Annotated in this window: 14 protein-coding genes; all 14 read right to left on the bottom strand. The window is 62.5% G+C overall.

Going from position 1 to position 13,979, the window contains the following annotated elements; translation table 11 throughout:
- Positions 1-5 precede the first annotated feature (5 nt).
- Positions 6-419, bottom strand: coding sequence for a DUF7684 family protein (locus tag B9A19_RS15175; RefSeq protein WP_139798881.1), 414 nt, complete (start codon positions 417-419; stop codon positions 6-8).
- Between the two features lie 61 nt (positions 420-480).
- Positions 481-1,302: an undecaprenyl-diphosphate phosphatase gene (locus B9A19_RS15170; protein WP_084091704.1), complete on the bottom strand. Its 822-nt coding sequence runs from the start codon at positions 1,300-1,302 to the stop codon at positions 481-483.
- A 28-nt stretch (positions 1,303-1,330) separates the two neighbouring features.
- Complete coding sequence (locus B9A19_RS15165) at positions 1,331-1,855, bottom strand: FixH family protein (RefSeq protein WP_084091702.1); 525 nt, start codon at positions 1,853-1,855, stop codon at positions 1,331-1,333.
- Between the two features lie 96 nt (positions 1,856-1,951).
- Positions 1,952-2,428, bottom strand: coding sequence for a hypothetical protein (locus tag B9A19_RS15160; RefSeq protein ID WP_084091700.1), 477 nt, complete (start codon positions 2,426-2,428; stop codon positions 1,952-1,954).
- A gap of 19 nt (positions 2,429-2,447) precedes the next feature.
- Positions 2,448-3,617, bottom strand: a complete 1,170-nt coding sequence (locus tag B9A19_RS15155) for a DUF1963 domain-containing protein (RefSeq protein ID WP_139798880.1) — start codon at positions 3,615-3,617, stop codon at positions 2,448-2,450.
- Between the two features lie 204 nt (positions 3,618-3,821).
- On the bottom strand, positions 3,822-4,601 hold the full coding sequence (locus B9A19_RS15150) for a substrate-binding periplasmic protein (RefSeq protein WP_139798879.1): 780 nt from the start codon (positions 4,599-4,601) through the stop codon (positions 3,822-3,824).
- A gap of 98 nt (positions 4,602-4,699) precedes the next feature.
- A complete protein-coding gene (locus tag B9A19_RS15145) occupies positions 4,700-6,244 on the bottom strand; it encodes an FAD-dependent monooxygenase (protein ID WP_084091697.1) in 1,545 nt (514 codons plus the stop codon).
- Positions 6,245-6,547: 303 nt separating this feature from the next.
- Positions 6,548-7,564: a hypothetical protein gene (locus B9A19_RS22635; RefSeq protein WP_176216959.1), complete on the bottom strand. Its 1,017-nt coding sequence runs from the start codon at positions 7,562-7,564 to the stop codon at positions 6,548-6,550.
- Between the two features lie 11 nt (positions 7,565-7,575).
- Positions 7,576-8,796: a hypothetical protein gene (locus tag B9A19_RS15140; RefSeq protein ID WP_084091695.1), complete on the bottom strand. Its 1,221-nt coding sequence runs from the start codon at positions 8,794-8,796 to the stop codon at positions 7,576-7,578.
- 42 nt (positions 8,797-8,838) lie between these two features.
- Positions 8,839-9,744 carry a sugar kinase gene (locus B9A19_RS15135; protein WP_084091693.1) on the bottom strand — a complete coding sequence of 302 codons (906 nt, stop codon included), beginning with the start codon at positions 9,742-9,744 and terminating at the stop codon, positions 8,839-8,841.
- Positions 9,745-9,761: 17 nt separating this feature from the next.
- Positions 9,762-10,151: a RidA family protein gene (locus B9A19_RS15130; RefSeq protein ID WP_084091691.1), complete on the bottom strand. Its 390-nt coding sequence runs from the start codon at positions 10,149-10,151 to the stop codon at positions 9,762-9,764.
- Positions 10,152-10,167: 16 nt separating this feature from the next.
- Entirely contained in the window at positions 10,168-11,640 is a 1,473-nt protein-coding gene (locus B9A19_RS15125; RefSeq protein ID WP_084091689.1) for an N-acyl-D-amino-acid deacylase family protein, read from the bottom strand.
- A gap of 7 nt (positions 11,641-11,647) precedes the next feature.
- Positions 11,648-12,517 carry a MurR/RpiR family transcriptional regulator gene (locus B9A19_RS15120; protein WP_084091687.1) on the bottom strand — a complete coding sequence of 290 codons (870 nt, stop codon included), beginning with the start codon at positions 12,515-12,517 and terminating at the stop codon, positions 11,648-11,650.
- 8 nt (positions 12,518-12,525) lie between these two features.
- Positions 12,526-13,800 (bottom strand): amino acid deaminase, encoded by a 1,275-nt coding sequence (locus tag B9A19_RS15115; protein WP_084091774.1) that lies wholly within the window; start codon positions 13,798-13,800, stop codon positions 12,526-12,528.
- Positions 13,801-13,979: the final 179 nt, after the last annotated feature.

Here is a 13,979-nt window from a genome sequence, read left to right as displayed (position 1 = left end):
TGGTGTCAATTTGTTGATGGTCCGGCGCAAATCTCCAGCTCCAATTGCCAGAGGTAATCCACCTCGAAAGTCTCATCAGGGAAGGCGGCATTTTGCAGGAACCATACGGCTTCTTCTAGCGGCTTATCGTAATGCCATGTGGTCATGATGCATGGCTCATCGGGAGCGCCCAGTCCGCGCGCCACGATACGGTCATCGATACCATCGTGCCACTGTTCGCATGCCACACCCCAGCAACAAAAATACACGCAGCCGTGATCCAGCAGCGCATTGATCAACGCAGCGGCATGGCCGTCGGGTTCGGCATGCGTCACCAGCAGGCAGCCGAAATAACCGTTGGCTGGTGGTAGTTGCAATCGGCTATCCGTTGTGGGGTGTTGCAGGCGGATCAGTGGCAGGGGCGGTAGCGAGAGCAGCATGGTGCAGCATCTGGACGCGATGCCGCCATGCTAACCCAAGCCCCTCGAGGTGGCGCGTGGTTCAGCGCACCGTCAACCCCAGCACCAACGCCCCCACCACCCAGCAATACAGCGCAAACGGTCGCATGGCGTTGATTTCGTGGCGTTTGAACCAGCGCATCAGCGCGGTTACGCTGAGATAGGCGACCACGCCGGCCACGAGGCCGCCGATCACCGCTTGCTGCAAGGTGGCGGCGTCGGCCTGTCGGGCCAGCTTGGGCAGCTCCAGCACGCTGGCGCCAACGATGATGGGCGTGGCCAGCAGCATGGAAAAACGCGCCGCCGCAGCGTGGCTCAGGCCGGCCCAGAAGCCGGCTACCATGCTGGCGCCCGAGCGCGAAAAGCCCGGGATCAGCGCCAGTGATTGGGCCAGGCCCACGGCCAGCGCCTCGCGCGGGCGCAGGTCGGCCACCTGCTTGCTGCCGCCGCGCTGCACGCGCTCGCCAAAGAACAGCACAAAGCCGTTGGCGATGAGGAAGATCGCCGCAAAAGTCACATTGGCAAACATGCCCTTGAGCATTTTCTCGAACACCAGCCCCAACACGGCAGCCGGCACGGTGCCGATCAGTACCAGCAGCAGCTCGCGCCGCGCTACGCCATCACGCGGCGAGACGATGGCGCGCGCATAGGCCAGCCAGTCGCTGCGGAAGTAGAGCAGCAGCGCCACTGCAGTGCCCAGGTGCAGCAACACCACCACGGGCAGGAAGTGCTGCTTGAGGAATTCGGGCGACAATTGCCAGCCAAACGCCCACGGCGTGAGCACGGCATGCGCCACGCTGGAGACGGGGAACAATTCGCTGATGCCCTGCACGATGGCCAGCAAGATGGTTTGCAACAGATTCATGGATTTGGCTCTGCTTGTTGGAGTGGAATTATTGATCGGCGCTGATCAGCTGCTGGCCGGGCGTGACTGCCAGCGGGCCGCTGGCCTTGGCATCCCAGTCGCCATACAGGTGCCAGCTGGGGCCGACAGCGATATCCACCTGCCAGCGCTGCGCGTTGCTGGGCGCAAATTCGCCCACATAGTCGCCCTGCGGGCTGAGCTTGAGTTCGCTGCTGCGATCCTGCGCCGGCAGCGTGGGGTGGTGCAGTTGCAGGCGCAATACCGGCGGCAGGGCGGCGGTATCGGCCTCGTGCACTTGCAGGTGGGCTACGCCGCTGGCCGCGTTCAACAGCAAGCTGCCGCGCAGCTTGTGCTGTGCGGCTTGCCTGTCTTGCGCCAGCTGCTGGTTCAGATGCGTTTCGGTGTTGTAGTAATCGTTGTCGGTGACTGGATCAGGCCGGCTGACGGCCAGCCACGCGCCGATGCTGCTCAGCACCACGGCCAGCGCGGGAATCGAAATCAACAGCCACGGTGCGAGCTGTTTGTACCAAGGGGGCGGGGAGGGGTGTTGCATGAGGCAGGCACGAGCGAGAGCAGTGCCAGCGGCACGGATACCCAACAACGCTGCAGCGGGCTATTGCGTTGACTACGGCCAGCAGGATGTCGCTATCTACACCAGACCATGACGCGATTGTGCCACCGGCAAATCCAGCTGCGCCGCCAACGCCGCCACCCGCTGGCTGGCCGCATCATCCAGCGTGCCATCCTTGCTTTGCAGCCATCCCAGACCCAATGGCCCGTGGCTGCGGCTGGACAGATAGAGCTGGGTGCCAAGCAGGCCATGGTGCACCTGCAACTGGGTAAACCGCGCCAGCGGTAACAACCTGCCTTGATACAGGGGCAGACGCAACAGCAGATAGCGCACCTGCAAACTGCCCGTATCCTCATCCAGCACCACGCAACGCCGCACGCACAGTAGCAGCACCAGCAGCGCCACTCCCGCCAGCAGGCTGCCGGCCAGCAAGGCATGGTGCTCGCGCAAGAACCAGACTGCACACAGCAAACCGCCAGCGATCAGCTCGCCATAGCTGGGGTCGTCGGGGCTGAAGGCTTGCAGCGGGGTAGTGGGCTGGATAAAGCAGGTCATGTTATCGCTTGGAGTGAAATCAGGTGCATTGCCATGCATAAGCCACCACACGGCAGCTTGCGCAACTGAAGCCGTAGCAAATCCCGCCGCTGCCCCAGAGCCAATCATAGCCATCTTGGGCTGTGGGCAGGCCGGAATCGAGTTGCAGCATGAAATGCATTTTCTGCTGGCAGACTGGGCATGAGGGGTATTCTGCACTCTGAATCCAGCTTGGGTAACCGCCTACCCGGTGCAGGTTCTCGTTGCTATTGCTCAAGCCCCAGTCCTGCCAGCGCCAGCGTGAAGGTGTGTTTGCCAGATGGAGATGGCATTCCTTGAGGGGCCGGGCCGGGAACTGCGGAATGCACACCCCTTGATTCAATGATGCAATCCCGCCAACCTCGTCGTATTGGTAAGACAGCTCCGCATTTTCCCAGCCAAGGCAAGACAGGCAGGTTTGCAAGGCGATGACTTGCTGGCGGTTGGAAATGCCAACCCGGTCTTCCGGGATATCCAGCAAATGGTGCAAGGGGTGTTGGCACAGACCGCAACTGCCAGCGCCATTGCCACCAAAGCGCAACGGTTGGCCTTGCTGACCCAGATGCCAGGTTGGATGCAACCCTCGCAGGCTGCCAGGGTATGTCGGCGGATCAAAATAGCCGTCGGGAAAAATCAGGTGGCTGCTGGCGCTTGTGTAGAGCGCCTCTTGATCGGCCCCGTAGCCGATTTCTTCAAGGTAGAAAGGATATACAAGCTCGTTCTGGCCGGCATATTCCGCGCAGATGGCCAGCGCGGCCGGGCTGCGGGTTTCCAGCAGGCAATTGAACGCTTTGTTCTTTACTTCCGGATCGGTGGTCTCGTGCAGCTGCACCGCCAAGCTGTCTACGGCGTCGTCTGGTGCCTCTCGCCAGGGCCAGTTCTCCGGGTAGCAGCCTTCGTTCGGTGGTAAATCAAACAGGCTGCCAAGATAAGGTTGCAAGGCACCGGGGCGCTGCAGGCTCAAATGGGCGAAAAGCAGATCGATGGCAGGCGTGGAGCCCTCGCTAGCCAGTGTTGCTACCCAGCGTGCAGCAAGGGTATCCAGCGCAGCTTCCGGGACGTACGGCAGCAATTCCTCGACAAAGTAGCCATGGCGCGGCGAACGCAACAAGCTGGTGTTGATGAAGGAGATCAGATCGTCAGCCGGTGCCTGCGTGAACTCAGGTAACATGGCGTAGGCTTCTTTGCTGGGCCGTGCACCGCTGAAACAAGCGTGGATGAATTCATCAACAGTGCAACTGACCATCAAGTACCCCGGTTTGGCGAAATGGTAGGAATGTTACCGTGCGAATTGTCGGTTCGCGGGGTGCAGACTGGCAGTCAAGCACAATCCGGCGGTGCAAGGCCAAACTCCTGCCGACGGCAGCCCACCCCCTCACTCTGCCTTGCTCTCCGCCGGTTCCAGGCCATATTTCTTAAGCGTGGCAATCCATGCCGGGTCGGTCTTCATGCGGCGCACCACAAGTTCGACATCATCGCGTTCTTTTTTCATGCCCTGTTGGAACATGAGGTGGCGCGTATAGCTGCCCAGGTGCTGGCGGGAAAAGTGCAGCCTTTGCCGGTAGACTGGATGGGCGCGCACGAAATAACGCGCCGCCGTGGCGGGGATGGTGACCACATCCGCGTGGCTGGCCAACAGCATGTTGAGCAACGAACTTTCGCTGGTGGCGCGGTCGGCGTGAATCTGGCCGGTTTCCAGTTCTTTCTCTATTACCGGGTAGGCATGGCCCAGCATGGCGCCGAAATGCATATTGAACAGTGAGGCCGGGCCGGTGAATTCGAACGGGCGGTTGGTGCGGGATAGCAGCTCTTGGCGATCATCGAGCAGCGGGCTGCTCCACAAATAGCGGCCCCCGCCGGGGCCACCGAATATGGCGGAAGGCGCGAACACGATCATGGCCTTGCCGCCGTTCTCCAGCATCATGTTCAGCCGCGCGCGCGGCAGCAGCACCAGGCGGATTTCATAGCGCCCGGCCAGTGCCTTGTTGAGATAGCTCACCAGATCAGCCGTCAGTCCGGCATTGGTGGCCGGGTCGGTCTGGAACGGCGGTGCAGGGTAATAGCTCCACGCCTCGATGACTTGCGCCGCCCGGGCGCTCTGCATGCCGAGCAAAATCAGACCCAGCGCCAGAAGCAATCGTTTTGCGTGTTGCATTTCCCCCCCGTGGAGCCTGCAGCTGCTTTGCCAGCCCGAAGTGCAGGTATAGCAACATTCAGGCTGACTGGGCAACGGTGCAGCCAGTCAAGGCAGGGTCAAGCACCTTCGCCAAACCATCGTGTTATCGCCGCCGCGAGGTCTTGCGGCTGGTCGGGGGACGTGTCGACCCATGCAACCACCCCGTCCGGCCTTACCAGCAACGCTTGCAGGCCCAGTGCATCTTCAGGCACCCGGGCGACATGGTCGATCCTTTCGCCCCAACGCGCGGCCAGCACCGGCAGCGACGTATTTGCGCTGAAATCCAGCAGCAGGCCTCTGCCATTACGCAGCAGTGTGCCAGCCCGCGTGCCGTCGGCAAATTCAAAGTCGGGCATGCTGCGGCCGATCAGCGGGTAGTCTCCCCCAAGATCATGGCGCAAGGTGACGGCGGAGATGCGCTCGGCGCAGTAGGTGGCGCCGTCGCGAGTGGCAATCAGCTCGCGCATGACGGCTGCCAGCGCCCGTGCGCCGGGGTCGGGTCGCATCAGCGCGACTTGGGCGCGGGACCAGTCCAGCACTTGTGCGCCGACCGGGTGGCGCTCGGCATGGTAGCTGTCGAGCAGGCCGGGTGGTGCATCGCCCCGAACAGCGGCGGCCAGCTTCCAGCCCAGGTTCATCGCATCGCCCAGCCCCAGGTTCAGCCCCTGGCCGCCCAGTGGCGAATGGATGTGCGCGGCATCGCCCGCCAGCAGCACCCGGCCGTGGCGATATGCCTTGGCCTGCCGGGCCCGGTCGGTCCAGGTGGCGGCGAGCTTGAGTGCGGTCAGCGTAACGCTGGTGCCGGATACGCGGCGCAGCACCGCTTGTGCATGTGCCAATGTAACGGGCTGGCTGCGGTGGCAGGCGCCACTGTCGAAATCCACCAGTGCGATGGTGCCGGGCTGCGCATAGGTATACATGCCGTTGGCGGTATGGTGCCGGCCGGGTTGCAGCGCGTGTGGGTCGGCCAGCTCGGCCTCGATCGAATAACCGGTGAATTCCGCATCGGTGCCGGCAAACTCAAAACCGCCCGCCTTGCGCACCGTGCTGCGGCCACCATCGCAGCCCACCAGCCAGCTGGCATGAAAGGTCTCGTTGCCGGCGTGCACCGTTACGCCATCATCCGTTGCACTAAAGCCAGCCACGCCTGCGCCGCGCCGGATAGCCACGCCCAGTGTGACAGCGCGGTGGGTCAGCACGGTTTCGAGTGCCTGCATGGTAACGGCAATGCCGTTCCCGGCCGGGCCGGGCAGATGGTAGGGCCAGCGCGTGTTGTCCACATCGTCCTGATAGAACTGGATGCCGGCAAAGTGGCCGGCCGGGCGGCGCGGCTGTTGCAGCCAATGTGCGGCGGCGGCGGTTTTATCCGCTGCCTCTGCCGCTTGGATGGCAAGCAGCTCGTCCAGCAAGCCGCGCCGGTGCAGCGCCTCGATGCTGGGTACCGTCAACCCGCGCAGGCCAAAGGGCAGGGCCTTCAGCGGCGTGTGCGGGTCTGTGGCGCGCTCCAGCACCAGCACGGCAACGCCTTGCAGGCACAGCTCGCAAGCAAGCAGCAAACCGACCGGGCCGGCGCCGGCAATGATCACGTCATGGATGGGGGAAGGGGAATACGGGTGCGGCATGAAAAGCTCCTGGGTCTGTGTTCGACCGGAGCGTTTCTCACCTTGGGAACCCGACACGGACGAACATGGCTGGATGTTCGACGTGGGGATCTTGTGCGCGAGGCCAAAGACCAGAGCTTTCGTTACCGAAAGGACTTGGGCTTACCAAACCAAGTCTGCCTTTTCCGACAAGGGTTTATATCACTGCTGAGGTAGGGGTGGCAATGTATAATTTATCCGAAACCGTGGATCCATTTTTCGGTGTCCTGCTGGCGAAAAGTATTCGCCTTGAAAGAAAAAATAAAAATGGAATACTTCCTATTTTCATTTTAGCGCGGTTTCTCCAAATAGCTCAATGTCTGCAACCATTGCTTTGTGTGCGTCACTGCCAATATAGTTGTCGATGTTTTTTCTGAATGAAGCATCTATTTTTCTTTTTTGCTTTTCAGAAATTTCGCCAAGTAGAATTGAAATTCTTTGTGCTTTGTGATTGATGTAGTCGCCGAAGGCGGCCGGAAGAGTGTAAGATTTTGGCTCGATTGTCCCATTTTTTGCATTTACCTTGGTGTCGCGCCATCGATTTGGTGTTGATTCTGAGATAAAGCCTAAAATAATAAAGCGGCCCAATTTTGCGTAGGTAAAGATTGACTGATGGCTATGACATAGATCTATATCAATTGCGCGCATGAGATAGCGGTTTATATTTGGTGCTATTTTTCCCTGTACACTTGCTACTTGGTCCATGGGAAGTAAGTGTTGCTGGTGTGGGCCTGGATGTAGGCGTTCTCCTAGGAGGTGTTCTCTCCAAATGATCTCTGCTTTTTTCATCTGCTCAATTGCTGCAGATGGATAGCTGGCTACGTGCCCCTCCGTAAGAAAAAAGCAAAGAACCCGCCAAGAGATGGAGGTGCAAAAATGGATGAGCCACGAATCGTAGTTAAACCGAGAGCTAGAGTTTTTCAAATATGGATAGAAGATATGGTTCGCGAAGTATCTTTCTGATTGGCTAAATATTCCTTCGCATGAAGAACATAGCCAATAACGCTTTAATCCATCTTGTGCTCTCAGGTTGGGCTGGGTTCCCATGCGGAGATGACCGTTGCCAGCTGACTCCCTTAACCACCGAAAAACAAATGAAGGAATAATGTGGCTTAGCTGTAGCTCGGATTCTTTGTTGCAAAGAAGACAGGGGCCGTTTTCCATTGTTAGACCTTGTTTTACGTGTTGTGGCTTAATGTATTTGCCTTTTCGTGTAAACTGGTGCTTGAAAATTTCCAAAAATTTAAGTTGGAGTAGTGCTGGTGATTTTGTGGAGGAAGCTGGTCCAAGCTGCTTCCTCACCAAATTTTCAATTAAGCCGAAGTGAATAATCCAACTATGCTTCTGCAACCCAGCCCGCGCAACTTCACCAGCGCATCCGGCCGCAGCATGCCGTAGTTGTAGAACGAGAACGCGTTGATGCCGAGTGCCTGCAGGCCGTGATAGGCGGCGCCGATGTCGCCGCCATCGCCCAGGTCGGGTACGCCGGGGCGCAGGATGGCGCGCACCTTGGCCGGGTCGCCGATGCGGCGGATGGTGTCGACGGCGTCGGCCAGCACGCGGCCGGCGTTCGGTTCGTAGAAGGGCACTTCCACGCCGTCCGATACCTGTGCCAGTGCGGCCAGGTCGCTGCCTTCCAGCCAGGTCTGCGCGGTGGGGCGCTGCACGGTGGGGATGACGTAGAGGGCGACGTCCTGCTTCATTTCACGGCGCAGGGTGGCCACGAATTCGGTCACGCGGGCCTGGCGCAGCTTGATGAAGGCGGCGAGCTCAGTGTCCTCGAACAGATCGGCGGCCAGCCATGCGCCGGCCTGATCGGGGGCTGCATCGACGTTGGCGCTCAGATAGCCATCGACGCGCGTGCGCACGCGGCCGGCCAGTGCATCGGCATCGATGCCCTTGCCCTTGGCGGCGCTGCGACAGGCATCGCAGAAGCACAGGCCCAGCATGGTATCCAGCCATACATTGCTGCGTACCTGGGCAAATTCATGGTGGTAACCATGGCCATACGGTGCCCAGCCGGGGCTTTCCAGCGTCAGGCTTTGCCATGGCAGGGTCTGCGCGATGTCGGTGGCCAGCGTGATGCCGTAGTCGAACACCGCCGGCTGCATCGGGCACAGTGCATACACATAGCCATCGCCCCAGGCATTGCGCGTCACCAGCTCGGGGTGGGCTTCGCCCAGCTTCGAGTTGTGGAACAGAATGGTCCACGCCGACAGTGCCAGCCGGCCGTCTTCGGCCAGGGCGTAGGCCACGCGGCGTTGCGCCGGGTCGCTGTGCGGGTGGGCGGGCAGCGTCTTGTAGCGCGATACCGTCGGCTCGAAATACAGCGCGCCGTCCTCGGGAAACACTACGCGGCCACCCAGCTGACCGGGGCGTGGCGGGCGGATGAACTTGCCGGCGTGGTAGCTGGCAGCCAGCTTGACGCCATCCAGGCCGTGGGCCAGCACTTCATCGACAAAGCCGGCGACATTGCGGCCGGCCACGTCCCAGGCGTAGGTGTAGAGCGAGCGCTGCGGGTTGGTGTACTTCATGACGTGTCCTTTTCTTTATATAGGTATGTGTAATCGGCTGGTTCAGGGCAAGGCCGGCATGGCGGCTTGCGGCATGATGGCGCCGGGGTGCTGGATGACGGTGCCGGCCAGCAGGTGGCCTTGTGCGGCAGCAGCGGGCAGCGCCAGCCCGTGCAAGCGCGCGGCGAGGTAGCCGGCGGCAAATGAATCACCAGCCGCGCAGGTATCGACCACGCGGCTGACCGCTGCCGGGGCAACCTCGTGGCGTTGCTGTGCGTTGGCAATCAGGCAGGGTAGGCTGCCGCGCTTGATGACCACTTCGGCAGCACCGGCAGCCAGTGCGCGCTGCAGCATGGTGTCGGCGTCGGCCGGGCCGAAGACAGCGATGTCGTCATCCTCGGTCAGCAAGGCTACGTCAGCCAGTGCATACAGCTGCGGATAGGCCTCGCGCGCGGCAGCGGGTGACCACAGTGCGGGCCGGTAGTTGTTGTCAAACCAGATCACGCCACCGGCCGCCTTGAACGCACGTAGCGCGGCAATCAGATGGGTGCGTTCGGAGTGCGGAAACAGCGCCAGGGTGATGCCGGACAGATACACCGCATCCAGCCCGGCCAGCAGGGTGGCAAAGTCGATGCCGCTGGCAAACCACGCGCGCGCGGCGCTATCGTTGCGCCAGTAGTGGAAGCGCCGCTCGCCCGCTGCATCGGTCTCGACCAGATACAACCCCGGCTGGCGCGCCGCCAGCCGCACCACGCGCGCGGTGTTGATGCCCTCGGCCTGCCACGCGGCCAGCAGCTCGTCAGACAGGTTGTCCTGCCCCAGCGCGGTCAGGTAATGCACCGCGTGAGCGCCGCCGGCCAGCAGCCGTGCCAGATACACTGCCGTGTTGAGCGTATCGCCACCATAGGTCTTGCGCAGCGGTGCGCCCGACAGCTCGATCATGCATTCGCCCAGTGCTGCAATCTGCATTGCCGCTCTCCTTCCGCTCAGGGGCGCTTGTAGGCCACGCAATCGACTTCGACCTTGCAGTCGACCACCATGCTCGACACCACGCAAGCGCGGGCGGGCGGATTGGCGCCGAAGTACTCCATGAACACGCGGTTGAACGACATGAAGTCGCGCGGGTCATCCAGCCACACGCCACAGCGCACCACGTGCTCGGGGCCGTAGCCGGCTTCGGCCAGGATTGCCAGCAGGTTGCGGATGGCCTGGTGCGATTGCGTGACGATGCCGCCTTCCACGATCTCGCCATTTACCATCGGCACCTGGCCGGACACATGCAGCCAGCCATCGGCTTCGACCGCGCGGGCAAAGGGCAGATGCTGACCGCCAGTGCCCTTGCCGCCTTCGACGCCATAACGTTTGATATCGGACATATTGCGTACCCTCGGATCAATGAAAGCCGGCACGCAAATCGCGTGAGCGCGGCAGGAAACGCCCGGCGCGGTGGCCGGTCAGTTGTTGTTGCTGGTAGCTGAGTACGCCGTTCACCCACACCGCGTGGATGCCCTCGGCCGGGCGGGCCGGGTCGTCGAAGCGGGCGGTATCGCGTACCGTGGCGGGGTCGAACAGCACCAGATCGGCGGCCAGCCCCGGCGCAATGCGGCCCCGGTCGGCCAGGCCGAAGCGGTCGGCCGACAGGCTGGTCATCTTGCGGATGGCCTCGGCCAGCGGGAACAAGCCCACATCGCGGCTGTAATGGCCCAGCACGCGCGGAAAGGCGCCCCACAGGCGCGGGTGCGGCAGCGGGTCGTTGGGTAGGCCGTCCGAACCGACCATGGTGAGCGGGTGGCCGAGGATATGGCGCACGTCGTTCTCGTCCATGCCGTAATACACCGCACCGGCCGGCTGCAGCTGGCGCGCGGTGTCCAGCAGGCTGCTGCCCCATTCGATGGCGATGTCGGCCAGCTTGCGGCCGCCCATCTCGGGGTGCGGCGTGCTCCAGGTGATCACGATGTCGAAATCGCTGGTGACCTGCTTCAGGTCCAGCGTCGATGAGCTGGCGGCATAGGGATAGCAGTCACAGCCGACCGGGTGGCTGGCGGCAGCGCCTTCCAGCTTGCGGATCACCTCGGTGCTGCGTCCCCAGTTGCCGGCCCCGGCACACTTGAGGTGGGACACGATCACCGGCGCTTTGGCATGGCGGCCAATGGTGAAGGCTTCGTCCATCGCGTCGAGAATGCCGTCGAACTCGGTACGCAGGTGGGTGGTGTACACGCCGCCGTATTCATCCAGCACCTCGGCCAGCATTTGTACCTCGTCGGTGCTGCTGGCCACGGCCGAGCTGTAGGCCAGGCCGCTGGACAGGCCCAGTGCACCGTTCTCCAGTGCCTCGCGCAGTTGCACCTGCATGGCATTGATCTCGCCCGGCGTGGCGCAGCGGTCCAGCCGGTCCATATGGTTGTTGCGCAGCGCTGTGTGGCCCACCAGTGCCGCTACGTTGACGGCAGGCTGGGCGGCATCGACCGCGCGGCGGTAGTCGCCAAAGCAGGGGTAGCGAAACGCATCGGCATCGCCCAGCAGATTCATCGGGTCTGGCGGTGTGCCACGCAGCAGCACCGGGCTGGCGCTGATGCCGCAATTGCCGACGATGACGGTAGTGATGCCCTGCGAAATCTTGGGCAGCATGTCGGGCTGGCTGATCACATTGGTGTCGTCATGCGTGTGCACGTCGATAAAGCCGGGCGCCAATGCCAGCCCGCCGGCATCGACCACTACGCCGGCACTGGCGGGCAGTGGCTTGCCTGTATCGCGCCGCTGCAGCGCGGCTATGCGGCCACCCTGCACCGCCACGTCGGCAGCATGGGGCGTGCTGCCGCTGCCGTCGTAAAGCTGCACATTGCGGATGATCAGATCGTATTGCATGGCGGGCTTAGTCCCCCAGTGGCAGGCGGTTGTCGCCACCGCGATAGTCATCCAGCGCCAGCTTTACCCGGCGCAGCAAGTCCTTGCTGCTGTCGCGGCGGCTGAGTGCCAGCTCGGTGGCGAGGATATCGATGGCCAGCAGCATGGCGTAGCGCGATGCCGACGGCTTGTAGATGAAGTCGGTTTCGTCGTGCTGCAGCGGCAGCAGCACATCGGCCCGGCTGGCCAGCGGTGAGGCCGGATCGGTAATCACCACGATGCGCGCACCGTATTCACGCGCGATATCGGCAGCCGATTGCAGCTCGGGCGTAACGCCGCTGACCGAGAGGATGAGTAAGGCATCCTGCGGTGTCATGGTGGCAGCCATCATGCGCAGCAGCACCGGGTCGTGATAGGCGGCCACGGCAAAGCCCAGCCGCGCCAGCCGGAATTGCAGCTCGTCGGCCAGCATGGTCGAGCCACCGCCCATGCCGGCGATATAGATCATGCGTGCATCGCTCAGCAGGCCGGTGGCCGCGCGGAACTGCGCCTCGGAAAAACCGGCCAGGTTGCGGTGCAAGGTCTGTTCGATGTCGTTGCAGATGCGGGTATAGAAGGAATGCTCTTCGCGGTTGGGCAACTGGTCGGCCAGAAAGCGGCTGCCCACCGCGCCGGCCTGCGCCAGCTTGCGCTTGAGGTCGCGGATGTCGCTGCAATTCACTGCTTTGGCAAAGCGCGAGATGGTGGCCATGCTAACACCGGCCTTGTCGGCCAGTTGATCGATGCTGGCGGCGGCGGCAAAGGCAATGTCATCGAGGATGGCATCGGCCACTTTGCGCTCGGTGGCCGACAATTGCGCGTGGCTGGCACGCAGGTGGTAAACGATATCGCTGTGCATGGTTGTGCTCAGAAGTACGTGCCGACCACGTCGGTCACGTTGCCGGCCTCATCGACCAACAGCAGCTGGCGCCATTTGTCGAAGGTGAGGCAGGGGTGCGAAATGTCGAAGGCGATCAGATCGCCGATCTGTACATCGTCGGCGGCATCGACCTGCATGAAGGCGTGCTGGTCCATCATGGCTGTCACCTGCCAGTGGGCCGGTGCGGTGCCGGGGGCTGCGGTGCCGGGGCGGTAGTAGCTGGCGGGCACGGGCAGGCCGGCATCGAAGGCGGCATCGCGCTTGCCGAGGCCGATGATGGCCAGGTGGGGTTCGGGCCGCGATTGCACATAGGCCCATACCTGCAGCGCCGGCAGCAGGCTGGCGTGCATGTCGCGCGCCACCGGGTTGTTGGTCTGGATGCGCGTTTCCGCTGCTTTATAGATACCCACATCGTGGGTGAGGTAGCAGCCGGGGCGCAGCACCACGTCCAGCGGGCGGCCGATATCAGCATCACGCCATTCCTCGGCCACCACGTCGAACCAGGCCGAGCCAGCGCCGGTGAGGATGGCGGTGCCGTCGGCCAGTTGTCCTTGCTGCTGCAGTCCTTGCAGGGTGGTCACGCCACGGCGCAGCAGCGCACGGATGGCGGCTTCGTCCTTGAGCACGCCTTCATACAACTCCACACCGCACAGCGCCAGCGCTTGCGGCCAGCGCGCGATGGCGGCCAGCACGGCGGCTTCTTCATCGGCGTTGCGCACGCCGGTACGCCCGCCGGGCACGCCCAGCTCAAGCAATACCTTGAGCGTCTGGCCGGCTTCGGCAAAAAAGCGGCCCAACTGATCTACATTGGCGGCGCTGTCGACGATGCAACAGAAATCAAAACCGGGGTCGGCCTGCAGGCGGGCGATGATGGCCATATTGGCGCGGCCCACCAGCTGGTTGGCCAGCATTACGCGGCGCACACCGTGGTGATAGGCTGCCTGCGTCTGCGGCGCAGTGGCGAGGGTAATGCCCCATGCGCCGGACGCGAGCTGGCGCCGGAACAAGGCCGGGCTCATGGTGGTCTTGCCGTGGGGGGCGAGCTTGACGCCATAGGCATCGATAAAGCGGCGCATCCACTGCAGATTGTGTTCGATGCGTGCCTCGCGCAGTACCGCCACCGGCAGGCTCACGTCCTCGCGCAGGATGTTCCATTGCAGGCTGGCTGCATTGTTGCCGGTCTGGCCGGTGGCAAACGCACCCAGCCCCTTGCCGCAGGGGTCCAGCGGCAGGGCAGATGCAGGGGCTTGAAGGTGGGTCACATGCACTCCGGGTTGGCCCGGAGCGGGCCAGCTAGTCTGCTGCCTAGGCTACGTTGCTTCATGCCATGCCACAAGAAAATAATTTTCAACAAATGGTGTTTTGTGGTGTTTTTGTGAAAATTTAACCGGCGCGCCCCCGGTGGCCACCGCACGCAGGCCATTCCGGCTGCATGGCGACA

The sequence above is a fragment of the Andreprevotia lacus DSM 23236 genome, assembly GCF_900176275.1.
GTDB classification, from domain to species: domain Bacteria; phylum Pseudomonadota; class Gammaproteobacteria; order Burkholderiales; family Chitinibacteraceae; genus Andreprevotia; species Andreprevotia lacus.
The sequence above is the reverse complement of the archived record's forward strand: the minus strand, read 5'-3'. Positions and strand labels throughout refer to the sequence as shown.